The organism is Desulfurivibrio modestus (assembly GCF_044068625.1).
Classification (GTDB): Bacteria; Desulfobacterota; Desulfobulbia; order Desulfobulbales; family Desulfurivibrionaceae; genus Desulfurivibrio.
Map to the genome: position 1 here is coordinate 38,013 of NZ_JBIPKH010000006.1, position 16,514 is coordinate 54,526.

General features: G+C 64.5%; 13 protein-coding genes. 6 read left to right on the forward strand and 7 right to left on the reverse strand.

The features are described from left to right. Window positions 1–105: 105 nt before the first annotated feature. The 3 genes from ACHHRT_RS05460 to ACHHRT_RS05470 are packed head-to-tail and all read right to left on the reverse strand — an operon-like array spanning window position 106 to window position 4,181. Window positions 106–1,146, reverse strand: a complete 1,041-nt coding sequence (locus ACHHRT_RS05460; protein WP_395498510.1) for a divergent polysaccharide deacetylase family protein — start codon at window positions 1,144–1,146, stop codon at window positions 106–108. Then, window positions 1,147–2,178 carry a polyprenyl synthetase family protein gene (locus ACHHRT_RS05465; RefSeq protein WP_395498512.1) on the reverse strand — a complete coding sequence of 344 codons (1,032 nt, stop codon included), beginning with the start codon at window positions 2,176–2,178 and terminating at the stop codon, window positions 1,147–1,149. It lies immediately after the preceding gene. Then, on the reverse strand, window positions 2,175–4,181 hold the full coding sequence (locus ACHHRT_RS05470; RefSeq protein WP_395498514.1) for an ATP-dependent DNA helicase: 2,007 nt from the start codon (window positions 4,179–4,181) through the stop codon (window positions 2,175–2,177). The genes ACHHRT_RS05465 and ACHHRT_RS05470 overlap by 4 nt, the downstream gene beginning before the upstream one ends. 142 nt (window positions 4,182–4,323) lie before the next feature. Between ACHHRT_RS05470 and ACHHRT_RS05475 the strand changes: the two genes are divergently transcribed. Beyond that, window positions 4,324–4,770, forward strand: a complete 447-nt coding sequence (locus tag ACHHRT_RS05475; protein ID WP_395498516.1) for a universal stress protein — start codon at window positions 4,324–4,326, stop codon at window positions 4,768–4,770. Window positions 4,771–4,778: 8 nt separating this feature from the next. On the opposite strand, the gene ACHHRT_RS05480 is transcribed toward ACHHRT_RS05475, so the two are convergent. Further along, on the reverse strand, window positions 4,779–5,816 hold the full coding sequence (locus ACHHRT_RS05480) for a hypothetical protein (RefSeq protein ID WP_395498518.1): 1,038 nt from the start codon (window positions 5,814–5,816) through the stop codon (window positions 4,779–4,781). 73 nt (window positions 5,817–5,889) lie between these two features. On the opposite strand from ACHHRT_RS05480, the gene ACHHRT_RS05485 reads away from it, so the two are divergent. Beyond that, entirely contained in the window at window positions 5,890–6,165 is a 276-nt protein-coding gene (locus ACHHRT_RS05485; RefSeq protein WP_395498520.1) for an inner-membrane translocator, read from the forward strand. A 44-nt stretch (window positions 6,166–6,209) separates the two neighbouring features. Here ACHHRT_RS05485 and ACHHRT_RS05490 read toward each other — a convergent pair whose 3' ends face one another. After that, entirely contained in the window at window positions 6,210–7,043 is an 834-nt protein-coding gene (locus tag ACHHRT_RS05490) for an LbetaH domain-containing protein (protein WP_395498522.1), read from the reverse strand. An 86-nt stretch (window positions 7,044–7,129) separates the two neighbouring features. On the opposite strand from ACHHRT_RS05490, the gene ACHHRT_RS05495 reads away from it, so the two are divergent. The 3 genes from ACHHRT_RS05495 (at window position 7,130) to mltG (ending at window position 11,500) form a co-directional block, all read left to right on the forward strand. Further along, entirely contained in the window at window positions 7,130–8,014 is an 885-nt protein-coding gene (locus tag ACHHRT_RS05495) for an ATP-grasp domain-containing protein (protein ID WP_395498524.1), read from the forward strand. 144 nt (window positions 8,015–8,158) lie between these two features. Further along, window positions 8,159–10,447 carry an endopeptidase La gene (lon, locus tag ACHHRT_RS05500; RefSeq protein WP_395498694.1) on the forward strand — a complete coding sequence of 763 codons (2,289 nt, stop codon included), beginning with the start codon at window positions 8,159–8,161 and terminating at the stop codon, window positions 10,445–10,447. 27 nt (window positions 10,448–10,474) lie between these two features. Continuing rightward, window positions 10,475–11,500, forward strand: a complete 1,026-nt coding sequence (gene mltG / locus ACHHRT_RS05505; RefSeq protein WP_395498526.1) for an endolytic transglycosylase MltG — start codon at window positions 10,475–10,477, stop codon at window positions 11,498–11,500. Window positions 11,501–11,550: 50 nt separating this feature from the next. Here the strand turns inward: mltG and ACHHRT_RS05510 are convergent, their stop codons facing one another. Together ACHHRT_RS05510 and ACHHRT_RS05515 are read right to left on the reverse strand one after the other, a co-directional pair. Continuing rightward, window positions 11,551–13,617, reverse strand: a complete 2,067-nt coding sequence (locus tag ACHHRT_RS05510) for an Rne/Rng family ribonuclease (RefSeq protein WP_395498528.1) — start codon at window positions 13,615–13,617, stop codon at window positions 11,551–11,553. Between the two features lie 55 nt (window positions 13,618–13,672). Continuing rightward, window positions 13,673–14,662 carry a radical SAM protein gene (locus ACHHRT_RS05515; protein ID WP_395498530.1) on the reverse strand — a complete coding sequence of 330 codons (990 nt, stop codon included), beginning with the start codon at window positions 14,660–14,662 and terminating at the stop codon, window positions 13,673–13,675. A 188-nt stretch (window positions 14,663–14,850) separates the two neighbouring features. On the opposite strand from ACHHRT_RS05515, the gene ilvD reads away from it, so the two are divergent. After that, window positions 14,851–16,512, forward strand: a complete 1,662-nt coding sequence (gene ilvD, locus ACHHRT_RS05520) for a dihydroxy-acid dehydratase (RefSeq protein ID WP_395498532.1) — start codon at window positions 14,851–14,853, stop codon at window positions 16,510–16,512. Window positions 16,513–16,514: the final 2 nt, after the last annotated feature.

The window sequence follows — 16,514 nt, forward strand, 5'->3', positions numbered from 1 at the left end:
GACGTTTTCCGGCCTGGAGGGAGATCTGAGGGAGATAAAGTTAAGCTGCTAATTTAATAGCTGGGGCCCGCCAAAAAGTAAAGGGGAAAGTGGTTGGGCTGTAAGTTATTGCAATTGGTAGAGTCGGCTCAGGCCCACCGGCCGGGTCCGCCTCTCCAGTTCCGGTCGGAAACTTCGCAGGGCCTGCAGGGTTTCGGGATAAGAGTGGCCGATCCCAATGGCATAGCCCCGTTTTTCCGCTATCTTAAGCAGAGACTCCAGTTGGTCGCGAATCTTTTGTTCATCCTGGTCATTGTCCAGAAAGATGTCCCGGCGGAGCAAGGGGACCTGGTGACGGGTCGCGGCGGCGGCGGCCACACTGTCGGGAGTGGTCAGGCTGTCGAGGAAAAAGAGGTCGTAGTGGGCAGCCTGGGCCAGCAGGCGGTCCATGGCGGCGGGGTCGGTGGTGAAGCGGGAGCCCATGTGGTTGTTCAGGCCGATGGCCATGGGCACCTGGGCCAGGGCGGTGGCAAAGCCGTCGGCGATCTCCTCGGCTCCCATGGCGGTCAGGAGCATGCCCGGGGTGCTGCTCCACTTGCCGTCCAGCGCCTCCAGGGGCAGGTGCAGGAGGATGTCGCGATTCTGCTGGCGGGCGGTGGTCAGGCTCTGGTTGAGGTGGGGGGAAAAGGGCAGGAAGGAGAAGGTTAACTCCAGATCCAGGGCCAGCATCAACCGTTCGGTCTCCGGCCGATAGCCCATGTCGTCGATAATGATCGCCACCAGGGGGCGCTGGTCGCTGCCCGGCAGGGCCGGCGTCGGCGTTGGGGCGGGTGGGAGGGCCGCCTCCCGGGGCTTGGCCGGGGCGGGCGGTGGGGTTGGTTCGCTGGCCAGGTCGGGAGCAGCCGGCAGGGAGAGGGCCGGGGGGACCACCGAGAGTTCCCGGCCGGTGCCGTCGGTCGGTGGCGCTGGCTGGTGGAGAAAAACCAGGTAGGCCAGGGTCCCCAGGCTGAGCAGCAGCAGGATGGTAATCAGGCCGGCCCGCCAGGGCAGGGAGATCGCGGCCCGTTTGCGACGATTGATCCGCTTGGGGCCGGGGCGGCCTCCTCCCCCGGCGGCGCGGCTTTTGGTGGGGGGGCGGGGCGTTTTTTTTCTGGTCCCGGCCGCCATCTATCTCTTCCGGGTCAGAACATATCGGCCCAGGGCGCCAAGCAGGGCCAGGGCCTCTGCGGCCTTTTGGGCGGGAGCGGCCGGCGGCAGGCAGCCGGTCAGGCCGGCAAACCCGGTTTTGATCAGCTCTTCGGCCCGGTTGCGGCAGGCGGTAAAGACCCCACTCTCGGCCATTTTCAGGGTGACCGCCGCCAAATGGCCCAGTCGCTCGGCCGGGCTGATGGTCAGAATCTCCCGCAGCCAGTCCCGTTGGGCCGGGGCGGCCCGCTCCAGGGCGTAAATCATCGGCAGGCTCATCTTGCCCTCCTGGAGATCGTTGCCCACCGCCTTGCCGGTGGCGGTGGGTTCTCCCTGGTAATCGAGGAGGTCGTCGATGATCTGGAAGGCCAGGCCCAGGTTGGCCCCGTAGGTGTGCAGGGCCTGGCGCTGGGCCGGGGTGCCGCCGGCGGCCACCACTCCGCATTCGCAGGCCGCGGCGATCAGGGCGGCGGTTTTACCGGCCAGGACCTTAAAGTAGGTCTCTTCCTGGTCGTCGGCCCTGGCCGCCGCCTCCATCTGGATAAATTCCGACTCCACCATGGCCTGGGTGGCGATACCGATCAGCTCCAGAGAATGGATGCCCCCGGCGGTGCCGGCCAGCAGCATGGCCCGGGCATGGAGAAAATCTCCGGCCAGGATGGCATGTTCGTTGGCCCAGCGGGTGTTGACCGTTTCCCGGCCCCGGCGCAGCCGGGCATGATCGATCACATCGTCATGGAGCAGGCTGGCCGCATGGAGGTACTCGAAGGCGATGGCCAGTCGATCCAGTTGGGCCGGGGGGAGGGCCTCGGGGTTATCGGCGCTGCCGGTGAGTTGGGCGGCCAGGATGGTAAGCAGGGGCCTGATCCTTTTGCCTCCGGCAAAGAGGGCGTGGTCCAGCACCGCCGCCAGGGTGGAGTCGGCCTTGATGGCGGTGGTGAGGTCGTCCCGCATCACCCGGTCCAAGCGGGTTGCCTCGGCGGCCAGTCGTTTTTTCAGTTCCGCGGGTTTCACCGGTCATTCTCCTGCTTGAAAAACTTCTCCACCTGGGCCAGTTCCCGGCTGATCGGGCTTGGCGGCAGGCTGCGGCGGAAGATCTTGCCATAACCCTTGCTGAACAGCCGGACATCGAGGATGGCCAGCACCCCCCGGTCACTGGCGGAGCGCATCAAACGCCCCACCCCCTGACGGAGCATCAGCACCGCCCGGGGCACCTGGAAATCGAAGAAGGGATTGCCGCCCTCGCTCTGGATCTTGTCGATCCGGGCCATGATAACAGGATCACTGGGAACCTCAAAGGGAAGTTTGTCGATGATTACACAGCTCAACGATTCGCCGGGGACATCGACTCCCTCCCAGAAGCTGGCCACCGCCAGCAGAATGGAGCGGGTCCGGCGGCGGAACTGCTCCAACAGGACCGAGCGGGGGGCGTCTCCCTGGACCAGGAGGGGGTAGGAGATGGTGCCGGTCAGGGCGGCGGCGGTCCGGCGCATCGCTTCGACACTGGTGAAAAGCAGCAGGGCCCGCCCCCGGGAGTGCTGGATAAGCTCCCGGATCACCCGCAGGGAGTGGGAGGGGTAGTCCGGGGAGCCGGGGAGGGGGAAATCGGGGCCGGGCACGTAGAGCAGGGTGTGCTGGGGATAGTTGAAGGGGGTGTCCAGGGCCAGGGCCGGGCAGGGTTCCGGCAGGCCCAGCCGGTTTTTGACGTAACGGAAATCGTTGCCGGTGCGCAGGGTGGCGGAGGTGAAAACCGCCGCCTTGATCTGCTGGTAGAGGTGCTGCCGCAGGTGGGGGGCGATCTCGATGGGGGAGGCGGCCAACTGCACCGTTTTTTCCCGGCGCTCATACCAGTGGATCGCTTCGGCAACCCCTTCGCCGCCGGCGGCCGGTTCGACAATGGCCCTGAAGGTGTCGGCCAGCTCCTGGCCGCGGCGCAGCAGCGGCGCCCAGACCTCTTCCGCCCGGGCCAGCTCTTCCAGTTGGCGGCTTAAGGCCAGGAAGCCGTTTTCCAGGTCTTGGCGGGTTTGGGGCCACTGGGGGTGGCTCTGCAACAGGGGCAGCAGCGGAAAGCGGCCCCGTTCCGGAGGGAAAAAGTCCTTGAGCAGATCCGCCTCAACCGCCAGGGCCCTGGCGTTTTGGAGCAGGCGGCTCCGGTCCTGTTCCCGTAAGCGCTCCTCGGCCATGCTCTCCAGGTCGCGGACCAGGTCGATGATCTGGTAGTGGCTGATCCCCAGGCCGAAATGGCGGGTGGCGATATTTTCCAGATGGTGGGCCTCGTCGAAGATCACCGCCTCGTAACGGGGCAGGACCTCGGCATGGCCGAAACGGCGCACCGCCAGGTCGGAAAAGAAGAGGTGGTGATTGACGATCAGCAGATGGGCCCGGGCCGCCCGTTGGCGCAGGCGGGTGATAAAGCATTCGGCGGCGTGGGGGCAGGAGGAGCCGGGACAGTGGCCGGTGGCGGCATTGATCGCCTGCCAGAGCTGGGAATCGTCGGCCAGCAGTCGCAACTCGGCCCGGTCACCCTGTTCGGTTTCTTTCAACCATTGGTTGATCAGGGTCAGTTCCCGGTCATCGACGGTCAAGTTGGCGCCGGAGCCGGCAAAAAGCCGTCCCTGCCGGTGGCCGGCCAGTAGCTGATGCCAGCGATGGAGGCAGAGGTAGTTCTGGCGCCCCTTAACGCAGAGCGCCTTGAGCCAGGGGGCCAGGTAGCGGCGGATAAAGGGAATCTCCTTGGCCAGGATCTGCTCCTGCAGGTTGATGGTGTTGGTGGAAACCACCACCCGGCGGCCGGAGAGAACGGCGGGGACCAGATAGGCCAGGGTCTTGCCGGTGCCGGTGCCCGCTTCCACCAGCAGCAGATGTTCCCCCTCTTCCTGCGGCGGGTCGCCGGCTGGCTCCTCTGTCGGCGTCAGGGTGCGGGCCACCGCCTGGGCCATGGCGAGTTGGCCGCTCCGGGTCTCGTAATGGGGGAGGTGGTGGGCCAGCAGGCCGTCGCCGGCGAAGATCTCCTCCATGCGAGCCGCCAGCGTGCTTACCGCTTGACAATGATCGGCGGCCGCTGCTAGCCTGTGGTCGGAAGGCTGGGCTGGGTTGGTTGTCTGCGCGGTCCTGGTCATGGGCAGGTTTGATACCCTAAAATTTTGGGGAGGTTTGGTGATGAGTGAGTTTAAAAAAATATTGGTACCGGTCGATTTTTCCGATAATTCCCGCAAGATTCTTAGTTCGGCGGCCGACCTGGCCCAGGTGTTCGGCGCCGAGCTGTCGGTGGTGTTCGTGGTCCAGAGCTTCGACGATTATTCCGGTTTTTTTGTTCCCCATGTGCCCATCGCCCAGTTTGAAGAGGAGATGGTGCGCAGTGCCGAGGATAAGATGAGCAGCTTCATCAAGGAGTCTCTGCCGGCCGACACCGCCGTCCAGACCCGGGTGCTGGCTGGTGATGTGGCCGAAACCATTGTCGAACACGCGGCCCGCACCGGGATCGATCTGATTGTCATGGGCACCCACGGTTACAAGGGGTTGGAGCGGGTCCTTTTTGGCAGTGTGGCGGAAAAGGTGATTAAAACCGCCCGCTGTCCGGTGCTGAGCATCAATCCCTACCGTTGAGGCTGCGGTTACTGGCGCAGCAGGGCGATCAGGCCGTGGCGCTTTGCTCCGGGGCCGGTTTCCTCCCGGAGGCTGCCCCTGGGCGGGTGTCGATGGAGCCCGGCCAGCAGGTTGCGTAGCGACCCCCCCGGCAACAGGAAGAATTCGATCCCGGCGCCGGTCTGGTTTTTCCCCTCCCCCCCCTCCAGAGGCAGGTTTTGGCGGCAGGCGGCGAGGGCGGTGGCCAAGGCCTCGCCCTCGCCCTCGGCGGCGGCCCGTTCCAGAGCCAGGGTCAGTTGGTCGCGGTTTGCAGGGGCAAGGTGGGCCGCGCCCTCAGCCGGCAGGGGCAGCTCTCCCAGCCCCAGGGGCTCCCGGCCCACCGCGGAACTGTAGCCATCCAGCAGCAGGGCCACCGCTTCGGGATCGGCGCTGACCAGCAGTTCCGTCTCCCCTTGATCCCGGAGAAAGAGCTGGCTCCAAGCCCGGAGCAGCCGGGCCGAATTGCGGCCGGGAGAAACTTCCGGGCCGGCCGGCGCTGCGGCGGAGACGGTCCTGTGCTCTTCATCACCCCGCAGTTGCCGGAACAGGGCGGTGCGGCGCGCTTCAAACTCCCGCAGTTCCATGGTCAGCTCCCGCTCCCGGCGCTCCTGGAGTTCCGCCAGCTTGAGCAGCAGCAGGGCCCGCCAGAGGGTTTCCTCCTCCTCCCTGGCCGCTCGGTCTTCGTGCCAGCCCAGCAGGGGAGGCACCAGCTCGCTGGCCATTTCCTGGCGAGCGGCGCTGAGTTGGGCCAGGATTCCCTGGACAAAAAGGGCGATATCCTGGCCGGAGCGCCCCTCCAGTTCCCGGAGTAACTGATCAAGGCGGCCCAGATCGAGCTGGTCGGCGGCCAGGGGCTGGATAAACTTCAGTCGGCCGCTCGCCTCCAGGTCGGCCCAGGGCGCGGGCGGCTTCTGGTCAGCGGCTGCAATCCGGTAGCAGCCCAGGGGGGCAAACAGTTCCGTCAGGATGGCGGCCGTCGCCGGCGGCGGCAGCAGGTCGGGAAAATAGAGAGCGGAAACGGGGGGCATGTGCTAACCTTGCTTAGTTGTGAACAGCCTTCTGGCTGCGGGAAACCTTGATCTTAAACTCCATCTTCGGCAAATGCGACAAATCATTGGACCGGCCATTCTGGCCCTGATCTACCTGCTGGCCGCCTGTCGTTACTACCCGGGCCAGCCCCTGGAAACCCTGCTGGCCACCGGCAGCCACCTGGCCCGGTCGCTGCCGGTGGCCATCGCCACCGCCTATCTGGTGGTGCTGGTGATGCGTAAGGTGTCCGGCGCCACCCCGGCCTGGCCCGGACGGGCCAAAATTTTTCTGGTTATCGCCCTCTCTTTCGAGTTCCTCTACGCCCTGCACCACTACTACCGGGTTTGAGCCGGCGGCGGCTGATCACCTGAACCGGGGCTCCCGGCCAAAATTTAGGGGCGGATGACGGTGTTGGCCGAGTGGTAGCCGGTGGGGGCGGTGGTGTTGGGCAGCAGGAAACAGCCCTTGCCCAGCAGGGTGCCGGGGTTGGTCACCGAGTTGCAGCCGGTCTGGCAGCCGCTCCCCAGGATGGCGCCCAATTTTTTCAGGCCGCTGTCGATGCTGCCGCTCTCGTGACGGATCTGGACGCTGCCCCCCAGGAAACGGAGGTTGGCCAGCTTGGTCCCCGCCCCCAGATTGCTCTCCGGTCCTAAAATGCTGTCGCCGATGTAGGCGAAGTGACCGGCCTTGGCGTCATTCATGAAGATGGAGTTTTTCACTTCGGTGACATGGCCCACCACGCAGCGGCTACCGATCAGGCAATGGCCCCTGAGGTAGGCCCCCTGGCGGATTTCACTCTGATCGCCGATCACCAGCGGCCCCTTGAGAAAGGCGCCGGCCTCAACCAGCACCCCCCGGCCCAGTTGAATCTGCCGGCCCATCAGCACCGTGCCGGCCATCAGGACCCCCGCCCCCTCCAGCCGTTGCCCCCGGTGGCGCACCTCCAGCTGCCCCTTGGTGGGGGAGAGGTAGTTGATTTCGCACTCCGAGCCGGCCAGTAGGCGGCAGTCGCCGCTCTCCCCCTCCCGGAAGTAGACCAGGGTTTCGGCCAACGGCCCGGCGGTGGCCCTGAAACTCTCCGGCAGGGTGGTGTAGCTCTGGCCCTCCAGGTACTCCTTGAGCCGCCGCAGCCCTTCCCAGACCGGCAGTTCGGGGGGGAACAGCTCCGGCCAGGGGTTTTCGGCCGGGGTGAAGAAGGTGGCAGGGCCCAGATTTTTAGGTGGCATTATCTCCTCCTGGTGCGGTAAACGTAAAATTCAGGGCTATATATGGCGCGGCCCTCCTTTTTTTGCAAGTAAATAGCGGGTTTTTCATGACAGAAGAGCAGCTGGTTATCTCCTTTCACCCCGAATTCGACGGGGATCTTTTTCTCTGGGACCGGGCGGTTTGGGACCGGCGGCTGCCCGAGCTGCTTAAACGGAGCAAAGGGGTGATTCTGCCCCAGACCGTGGAGCGGGAACTCTATCTGCTCTGCCGCCGTTGCGCCCCGGCGGTTTTCCCCAATTACGACAGCCGCTTCAAGGGGGAGGGCAAGATCGGCGACACCCTTCTCTTCTGGGAGTTGGGCGCCCCCCATCCCGCCACCTGGATCTTTCCCCGGGTGGAGACCATGGTGGGCGAGCACCCCGAGATGGGGCTCAAGGTGGAGCTGCCCCCTTTTCCCCTGGTGGTCAAGGCCCGCCATGGGGGGGAGGGGCGCTGGACCTGGTTGATTCGCGACGCCGGGGAGCTGCGCGCCGCCATGACCCGGCTGGAGGAGTGGGAGTGGCAGGGCGGGGGGCGGGGTTTTGTCGTCCAGGAATATATTCCCGGGGCGGATCGCGACCTGCGGGTGACGGTGATCGGTGAAAAAATATTCAGTTACTGGCGGGTCAACCCCGGTTCCTTTCACCATAACCTGGCCCAGAACGGGGTGGTGGAGCGGGAGGCCGATCCGGACCTGCAGGCCCGCGGTCGCGAGCTGGTCCGTCGTTTCTGCCGTCAGAGCGGGATCAACCTGGCCGGTTTCGACCTGATCTTTCCCTCCGGCGCCGCCGAGCCCCTTTTTCTGGAAATAAATTATACCTTCGGGCGCGGCGGTCTCGGCGGCGGGGAGGTTTTCCGAGCCCTGCTGCGGGAGGCGGTGGCCGATTGGCTCGCGACCCTGACCACGGCGACGGCAAGCCGAGAGCTTGACTTGCCGCTGGACAGTGCTTAGATTCCCCACTCTCAGGGGGCGGAAACGGGCCCCCGTTTTTGATCCCCAAGGAGGAACTTTGTGAATATAGACGATAATTTGAATCCAGAAACCGACGAGATCGAAGAGATCAACGAGCGGGATATTCCCTCGCAGTTGCCGGTGATGGCGGTTCGGGATGTGGTGGTATTCAACTACATGATCCTGCCTCTCTTCGTTGGGCGTCCCTCCTCGGTGGGGGCGGTCAACGAGGCGATGAACCGGGACAAGCTGATCATGCTGGTGGCCCAGAAGGATGCCGCCGTCGATGAGCCGGAGATCAAGGATATCTACCGGGTGGGGATGGTCTGCATGGTGATGCGGACCCTGAAGCTGCCCGATGGTCGGCTCAAGGTGCTGGTCCAGGCGGTCAACAAGGCCCGGATCGTCGACTTTGCCCAGGAAACCCCGTTTCTGCTGGCCGATGTCGAGGTCCTCCATGACCAGGAGATCCCGGAGATCGACGTGGAAGTCGAGGCCCTGATGCGCAATGTGCGCGAGCAGACTGAAAAGATCCTGGCCCTCAAGGGGATCATGTCCTCGGACCTGATGGTGATCCTCAACAACGTCGAGGAGCCGGGCCGGTTGGCCGACCTGGTGGTTTCCAACCTCCAGCTCAAGGTGGCGGAGTCGCAGTCGGTGCTGGAGATTCTCGATCCCCTGGCCCGCCTGCGCAAGGTGGCCGATTTCCTCCAGAAGGAGATGGAGGTCTCCACCGTCCAGGCCCGGATCCAGTCCGAGGCCAAGGAGGAGATGGGCCGCAGTCAGCGGGAGTACTATCTCCGCGAACAGCTGCAGGCCCTGAAGAAGGAGCTGGGTGATATCGACGAGCGCTCCCAGGAGCTGGACGAGCTGCGGGATAAGTTCAACAAGACCCGGATGCCGCCGGAGGTCAAGAAGGAGGGGCTCAAGCAGCTCAAGCGGCTGGAGATGATGCACCCCGATGCCTCGGAGGCCGCGATTATCCGCACCTACCTGGACTGGCTGCTGGATGTGCCCTGGCGCAAGGCCAGCAAGGATCGCCTGGACCTCAAGGTGGCCCGCCAGGTGCTGGACGAGGATCATTACGGGTTGGAGAAGGTCAAGGAGCGGATCCTGGAATATCTGGCGGTGCGTAAACTCAACAAGAGCAGCAAGGGGCCGATTCTCTGTTTTGTCGGCCCTCCCGGGGTGGGCAAGACCTCGCTGGGGCAATCCATCGCCCGGGCCCTGGGTCGCAAATTTCACCGGATCTCCCTGGGGGGGATGCGGGATGAGGCGGAGATCCGGGGGCACCGCCGGACCTATATCGGGGCGATGCCCGGCCGGATCATCCAGGGGCTCAAGACCGTGGAGGTCAACAACCCGGTTTTCATGATGGATGAGATCGACAAGGTGGGCAGTGATTACCGGGGGGACCCCTCTTCGGCCCTGCTGGAGGTGTTGGATCCGGCTCAGAATACGTCGTTTTCCGATCACTATCTCAATCTGCCCTGTGATCTTTCCAACGTGATGTTCATCACCACCGCCAACCTCACCGACACCATTCCGGCCCCCCTGCTGGACCGGATGGAGGTTATCCGCCTGGCCGGCTACACCCAGGAGGAGAAGGTCGAGATCGCCAAACGCTACCTGGTGCCGCGTCAGATCAAGGAAAACGGGCTTAAATCAGGCCAGATCCATTTTGAAGACGGCGCCATTGTCCGGTTGATTACCCATTACACCCGCGAGGCGGGGCTGCGGAACCTGGAGCGGGAGATCGGGGCGCTCTGCCGCAAGGTGGCCCGCAAGGTGGCCGAGGGGGGCAAGGGCCCCTACAAGATCACTGGCCGCACCATGGAGAAGTATCTGGGGCCGCCGAAACACCTGCCCGAGGCGGAGAACGAGCAGATCGATCAGCCCGGCATGGCCACCGGCCTGGCCTGGACCGAAGTGGGGGGGGAGATCCTCTACGTAGAGGTGTCGATCATGAAGGGGCGGGGCAACCTGACCCTGACCGGTCAGCTGGGCGAGGTGATGAAGGAGTCGGCCCAGGCCGCCCTGAGTTTCTGTCGCTCCCGGCTCAAGGACCTCAAGCTCAAGGAGAGCTATTTCGACGGGGTGGATATCCATGTCCATGTGCCCGCCGGCGCCATTCCCAAGGATGGCCCCTCGGCGGGGGTGACCATGGCCACCGCCCTCTATTCGGCCCTGCACAAGAAGGTGGTACGTTCCGATGTGGCGATGACCGGCGAGATCACCCTGCGGGGCCGGGTCCTGCCCATCGGCGGCCTGAAAGAGAAGGCCCTGGCCGCCCTGCGGGCCGGGATCACCACGGTGATCATCCCCGAGCACAACAAGAAGGATCTGGAGGAGATTCCCAAGGATCTGCGGAGCAAGATTACCTTTGTCCCGGTGCGCAGCATGGATGATATCCTGAAGATTATCTTTCGCTAACCCGGCGTTGGGGAGCAGGGGCTCGGCATGGAATTTGACGGTCGGTGGGCGGAGCTAAGCGGGAGCGGCGGCGGCCCGCGGCGGCTGGCGTTTTTGTTGCCGCTGCTGCTGGCGGTGTTCCTGGCCCTCTGGCTGGGGTTTTATGCCTTCGGGGCTGGCCCGGCCCGGGAAGAGACCCTGGTCTACATTCCCCCCGGCTCCTCCCTGCCGGCCATCCAGCGGCACCTGGTCGAGGCTGGGGTTTTGCGGCCGGATCGGCGTTTCCGTTGGCTGGCCCTGTTTTCCGGCCAGCGCCAGCAGCTGAAGGCCGGTGAGTACGCGGTCGGCGCCGGCGCTTCTCCCCGGCAGCTGCTGGCCCTGCTGGCCTCCGGGCGCACCGTGCGCCGCCAGGTCACCATTCCCGAGGGAGCCAACCTCTTTCAGGTGGCCCAACTGCTGGCCGAGCAAAAACTGGTGGATTCCCCCGATTTTGTCGCCTTCGCCACCGACCCGGCCACTCCGGTCCGTTTTGGTCTGGACTCCCCCACCCTGGAGGGTTGGCTTTTCCCCGACACCTACTATTTCACCCGGGGGCAGCGGCAGGAGGAGATCGTCAGGGTGCTGGTGGAACGGGCCCGGCGGATGCTGACCGAACTGCTGGCCGAGCTGGACAACGAAACCGGCTTAAACGAGCGGGAGTTGATGACCCTGGCCTCCATCGTGGAGAAGGAGACCGGCCTGGCGGCGGAACGGGAGTTGATCGCCGGGGTCTTTTTCAACCGGCTGGAGCGGCGGATGCGGCTCCAGACCGACCCCACCGTGATCTACGGCCTGCAAAGTTTCGACCGTCGCCTGACCCGCCAGGATCTGCGCACCCCGACCCCCTACAACACCTATCTCATCTCGGGCCTGCCGCCGGGCCCCATCGCCAATCCCGGCCGGGAGGCCATCGCCGCCGTCCTGCGTCCGCAGGAGACCGACTATCTCTACTTTGTTTCCCGCAATGACGGCTCCCACCACTTCTCCCGCAACCTGCGCGACCACAACCGGGCGGTGCAGCGTTATCAGCGTTGACCGGCTTTAGGCGGGTTGGAGGGGACGGCTCCCCCAACCCGGCCCCTTTTTTATTCGCGGATAAAGTCGATCTTGTGGTCGGCGGGCATCATGGCGGGGTCGATCTCGACGGCGATCTCGGCCCCGTACTCCTTCTCCAGTTCCAGTAGCTCGCCCCGTTTCTTGTTGAGAATATACTGGGCCACCTCCATGGGCAGCCGGCAGAGGACCTTTTTGGCCTGGCGGCGGCTCATGCCGGTCTGGATCTGGCGCAGATGGCTCAACGCCATATTCTCCACCGAGCGGATCATGCCCCGGCCTTCGCAGTGGGGGCAGGTCTTGTAGCTGGTGGTCTGGAGGGGCGCCGCCATCTTCTGGCGGGAGATCTGCATCAGGCCGAACTTGGAGATCTTGGAGAAATCGACCTTGGCCTTGTCCTTCTTCATGCACTCCCGCACCTTCTTCTCCACCTCACGGGTGTGGGCGGCGGAACGCATGTCGATGAAATCAACCACGATCAGCCCGCCCAGATCCCGCATCCGCAACTGGCGGGCCAACTCCTCGGCCGCTTCCATGTTGGCGATGAAGATGCTCTCTTCAAAATCGCGGTCCTTGGAGGAGGTGCGGCCCGAGTTAACATCGATGGCCACCAGGGCCTCGGTGGGGTTGATGACGATGGAGCCGCCGGAGGGCAACGCCACGGTGGGCTGAAACATCTGTTCGATCTGTTTTTCCACGTGATACTGGTGGAAGATCGGCTGGCTGCCCTGGTGGAGTTTGACCGCGGTCTTTTTGCGCTGGGCCGCCGGCAGCAGCTGGAGAAAGTCGCGGACCTGGTCGGCGGCCTCCTCGTCGTCCACCAGGATCTCCCGGATATCGGTGGTGTAGTGGTCGCGCAGGAAACGGGAGATGATGTTCTGTTCCTTGTAGATCAGGGCCGGCGCGGCCATGGTCTGGCCGTTTTTCTTGATCTCTTCCCAGAGGTTGAGGAGATAGCGCAGGTCCTGGCCCAGGGAGGTTTTGGTGATCTCCTGGCTGGCGGTGCGGATGATATAGCCGATCCCTTCGGGAATATTGAGGCCCTCCACCATCTCGCGGAGCTTGCGGCGCTGGGCCTCATCGTCGATCTTGCGGGAGATGCCGGACGAATCGCTGCCCGGCATCAACACCAGGCAGCGGCCCGGCAGGGAAATATAGGTGGTCAGGCTGGGGCCCTTGTTGCCGGTGGCCTCCTTGACCACCTCCACCAGCACCTCCTGCCCCTTTTTGACCACGTCCTGGATCTTGAGATTCTTCCAGTGGGTCTCCGGGCCCACCTCCTGACTGTAATATTCGGGGTGGATCTCGCTGAAGGAGAGGAAGCCGTTCTTGGGCAGGCCGATGTCGACAAAGGCGGCCTGGAGATTGGCCTCCACCGAGGTGATCCGCCCCTTGTAGATATTGCCCTTGATCTGGGCCCGGCTCACCGATTCGATGAAAAAGCCCTCCACCTTGCCGTTTTCCAGCAGGGCCAGCCGGCACTCTTCCGGTTCGTCGGTGTTGATCAGCAGCTTGTAACCGCTGCCCGGTTTGGCCGGGGAGGGAGCCTCCTCCTCGCTGGCCGGCTTGGCGGCACTTTTGGGTTTGGCCTTGGGCTTGGCTTTGGTTGCGGCCTTGGGCGCGGCAGCCTTGGCTGTAGCTTTGGGTTTGGCCTTGGCCCTTGCCTTGGCCTTGGGCTGGCTGGGGGCGGCGGTTGCAGTTTCCGGTTGTTCGGTGGGAGCTGTCTCGAGATCAGGGGCGGTACCCTGGTCTGCGGCCTGGGCGGCCGTGGCTTCCCGGGCCGCCCGCTCCTTGGCTCGGGCCCGCTGGTTGCGGCGGCGAGCCGAAGCGCTAAGGGCCCGGCTTGCTTTGGCGGCTTCACTTCGCTCGGCTGGTTGCTCCTCGCTCCGGGCTTCGCCGCCATCCGGGGCCGCTGCTGCCGGGGGCTTTCTTTCCGGGGCCTTGGGAGCCGCCGCTTGGGGCGTAATCTCTGATTTCAGTTTTTCCTTCTCGGGCATGGTGCCGCGTTCCTCTTGGTTGTTTTTTTCGGGTTGCTCTTTTTTGCGGCCCAGCCATTGGCTGACCCGGTCGAGTACTGAACGGGACTGGTCATCGCTCATGGTCTTTTGCTCTCTTCTGGTTGCGGAAAATCTCCGGGAGGGGCCGGCCTGCCGTTTACGCCGGCGGGCGGCCTGCCGATTGCTGACCCCGCTCCTGGGGGGCGATCACATAGTAATCCCGACCGCGATGGCGGGAAATTTCAACCTGGCCGGCGGCTGTCAGCCGCGTCAGAATTTCAGTGGCTCGGTCCGTCGGGATCCCCAGGGCCGTGGCCAGGTCATCGGCGGGACAGGGTCGGCGTTGCAGCAGGTGCAGAATATTTTCTGCATCGGTATGCTTGCCGGAACCGCCGGACTTATCACTGCCGCGCTCCAGCGGGGTACGGTCGGTCAGGATATCCACCGGCAGCTGGAAGTAGGCCGCCGCCGCCCTTAATTCCTCCGGGGAGAGGGGCAGGGCGAAGGCTTCCAATGGGGGACGGGCCACGGTGTTGAGCTGAATCCGCTCCGGCTGGATCCGCTCCACCGCCGCGGCTAAGGCGGCCAGATCATCGGGCGCATCGTTGATCCCCCGGGCCAGCAGGATCTCCAGCCAGCAGCGACCGGTGAATTCCCGGCTGAAATCGACCAGCCCCCCGATCAACCGCTCCAGGTCGCATTCCGCCGCCGGCCGGTTGATCCGCCGGTAGCTCTCCTGGCGGGCGGCATCCAGGGAGGGGACCACCACGTCGGCCTTGGCCAGTTCCCGGCGCACCTCGGGCAGGTAGAGCAAGGACCCGTTGGTCAGCACCGCCACCGGCTTGGTGGAGATCCGCCTCAGGTGGGTGATGATTGCCCCCAGACCACTGTGCAGGGTGGGTTCGCCGGAGGCGGTGATGGTCAGGATGTCCAGCCGGGCCACGGCTTCGGTATTGGCGAAATAGGCGTCGATTTCGGCAATGATCCCGGCGGTGGAGGTATATTCGTCCCGGGTGTTGGTGAAGGTGGTGGTGGGGCCGACTTCGCAGTAGATACAGTTGAAGTTGCAGATTTTGGGAGGCAGCAGGTCGATGCCCAGCGAGATGCCGAGTCGGCGGGAGTTGACCGGGCCGAAAATATGGTCCATAGGGTTTTGATAACCTGTTATTTTTGTATGAATTTGCTATGCTGAAACTTACAGTCCCCGGGCGGAATTGGCAAGTCTATTCTCATGGCAAGTGAAGCCGGGGGCCGGGGTTACCGCTTGACAGCACCCACTCCGTTGCGTAGATTCCCCTCTACCACCCTAGATTAACCCAGATGAGGAAGATTGAGATGCGAAGTGACGCCCTGCGAAAAGGTCTGGAACGCGCCCCCCACCGCTCGCTGCTTAAGGCCATGGGATATACCAACGAGGAGATCGCCCGGCCCCTGGTGGGGATCGCCCACGCCCACAACGAAATCATTCCCGGCCATATCCACCTGGACCGGATCGTGGCGGCGGTCAAGGATGGAGTGAGGATGGCCGGCGGCACCCCCATCGCTTTTGCCACCATCGGGGTCTGCGACGGCCTGGCCATGAACCACCAGGGCATGAAATATTCCCTGGCCAGCCGGGAGGTGATCGCCGACTCGGTGGAGATCGTGGCCATGGCCCACCCCTTCGACGCCCTGGTGATGGTGCCCAACTGCGACAAGGTCACTCCCGGGATGCTGATGGCGATGCTGCGGGTCAATATTCCCGCCCTGATGGTCAGTGGCGGCCCCATGCTCACCGGCCGTTTCCGGGGCAAGGATGTTCATCTGGTCAGCGTCTTTGAGGGGGTGGGCCGGGTACGGGCCAACACCATGAGCATGGATGAGCTGCACGAGCTGGAGGAGAAGGCCTGTCCCGGTTGCGGATCGTGTGCCGGCATGTTCACCGCCAACTCGATGAACTGCCTGGCCGAGGCCATCGGTCTGGCCCTGCCCGGCAACGGCACCATCCCGGCGGTGGCCGCCGCCCGGATCAGGCTGGCCAAACATGCCGGGATGGCGGTGATGAATCTGCTCAGCGAAAATATCCGGCCCCGCGACATCGCCACCACGGCGGCCTTTGAAAACGCCATGGCGGTGGATATGGCCCTGGGCTGTTCCACCAACACCGTCCTGCATGTGCCGGCCATCGCCCGTGAGGCCGGGGTGGATCTGCCCCTCTCCTCCTTCAACGAGGTCAGTGCCAAGGCCCCCCATCTCTGCAGCTTGATCCCCGGCGGCCCCCACAGCCTGCAGCAGCTGGACGAGGCCGGCGGGGTGCCGGCGGTGATGCATGAGCTGTGCAAGAGTGAAGCGGGGCTTAATCTGGAGGTGATGACCGCCACCGGTAAAACCCTGCGGGAAAACCTTGAAGGGGTCAGGAGCTACGATGCCGAGGTGATCCGGCCGGTGAGCAATCCCTACCACCAGGTGGGCGGCATTGCCGTGCTTTACGGCAATCTGGCCCCCGACGGAGCGGTGGTCAAGCAGTCGGCGGTGGCCGACGAGATGCTGACCCATCGCGGCCCGGCCCGGGTCTTTGACAGCGAGGCCGAGGCCCAGGCGGCGATCCTGGATGGCAGGATCAAGTCCGGCGACGTGGTGGTGATCCGCTATTGCGGGCCCAAGGGGGGGCCGGGGATGCCCGAGATGCTCTCCCCCACCGCCGCCATCATCGGCATGGGGTTGGGCAAAAGCGTGGCCCTGATCACCGACGGCCGCTTCTCCGGCGGCACCCAGGGAGCCTGCATCGGCCATGTCTCCCCGGAGGCGGCCGAGGGTGGTCCCATCGCCCTGGTGGCCGAAGGGGACGAAATCGTGATCGATATTCCCAAGCATCAGCTGGAGTTGCGGGTGGCTGCCGCCGAGCTGGAGAAACGGCGGGCCGGCTGGCAAGCGCCGGCACCCAGGATCACCACCGGTTATGCCGCCCGTTACGCCAGAATGGTAACCTCCGGCAGCACCGGTGCGGTTCTGGAGTAGCC

What these genes read in the sequence shown, in the direction of transcription:
- ACHHRT_RS05460 (WP_395498510.1), bottom strand. Translation starts at nt 1,146, where the DNA reads ATGGCGGCCGGGACCAGAAAAAAAACGCCCCGCCCCCCCACCAAAAGC.
- ACHHRT_RS05470 (WP_395498514.1), bottom strand. Translation starts at nt 4,181, where the DNA reads ATGGAGGAGATCTTCGCCGGCGACGGCCTGCTGGCCCACCACCTCCCC.
- ACHHRT_RS05475 (WP_395498516.1), top strand. Translation starts at nt 4,324, where the DNA reads ATGAGTGAGTTTAAAAAAATATTGGTACCGGTCGATTTTTCCGATAAT.
- ACHHRT_RS05480 (WP_395498518.1), bottom strand. Translation starts at nt 5,816, where the DNA reads ATGCCCCCCGTTTCCGCTCTCTATTTTCCCGACCTGCTGCCGCCGCCG.
- ACHHRT_RS05485 (WP_395498520.1), top strand. Translation starts at nt 5,890, where the DNA reads ATGCGACAAATCATTGGACCGGCCATTCTGGCCCTGATCTACCTGCTG.
- ACHHRT_RS05490 (WP_395498522.1), bottom strand. Translation starts at nt 7,043, where the DNA reads ATGCCACCTAAAAATCTGGGCCCTGCCACCTTCTTCACCCCGGCCGAA.
- ACHHRT_RS05495 (WP_395498524.1), top strand. Translation starts at nt 7,130, where the DNA reads ATGACAGAAGAGCAGCTGGTTATCTCCTTTCACCCCGAATTCGACGGG.
- lon (WP_395498694.1), top strand. Translation starts at nt 8,159, where the DNA reads ATGGCGGTTCGGGATGTGGTGGTATTCAACTACATGATCCTGCCTCTC.
- mltG (WP_395498526.1), top strand. Translation starts at nt 10,475, where the DNA reads ATGGAATTTGACGGTCGGTGGGCGGAGCTAAGCGGGAGCGGCGGCGGC.
- ACHHRT_RS05510 (WP_395498528.1), bottom strand. Translation starts at nt 13,617, where the DNA reads ATGAGCGATGACCAGTCCCGTTCAGTACTCGACCGGGTCAGCCAATGG.
- ACHHRT_RS05515 (WP_395498530.1), bottom strand. Translation starts at nt 14,662, where the DNA reads ATGGACCATATTTTCGGCCCGGTCAACTCCCGCCGACTCGGCATCTCG.
- ilvD (WP_395498532.1), top strand. Translation starts at nt 14,851, where the DNA reads ATGCGAAGTGACGCCCTGCGAAAAGGTCTGGAACGCGCCCCCCACCGC.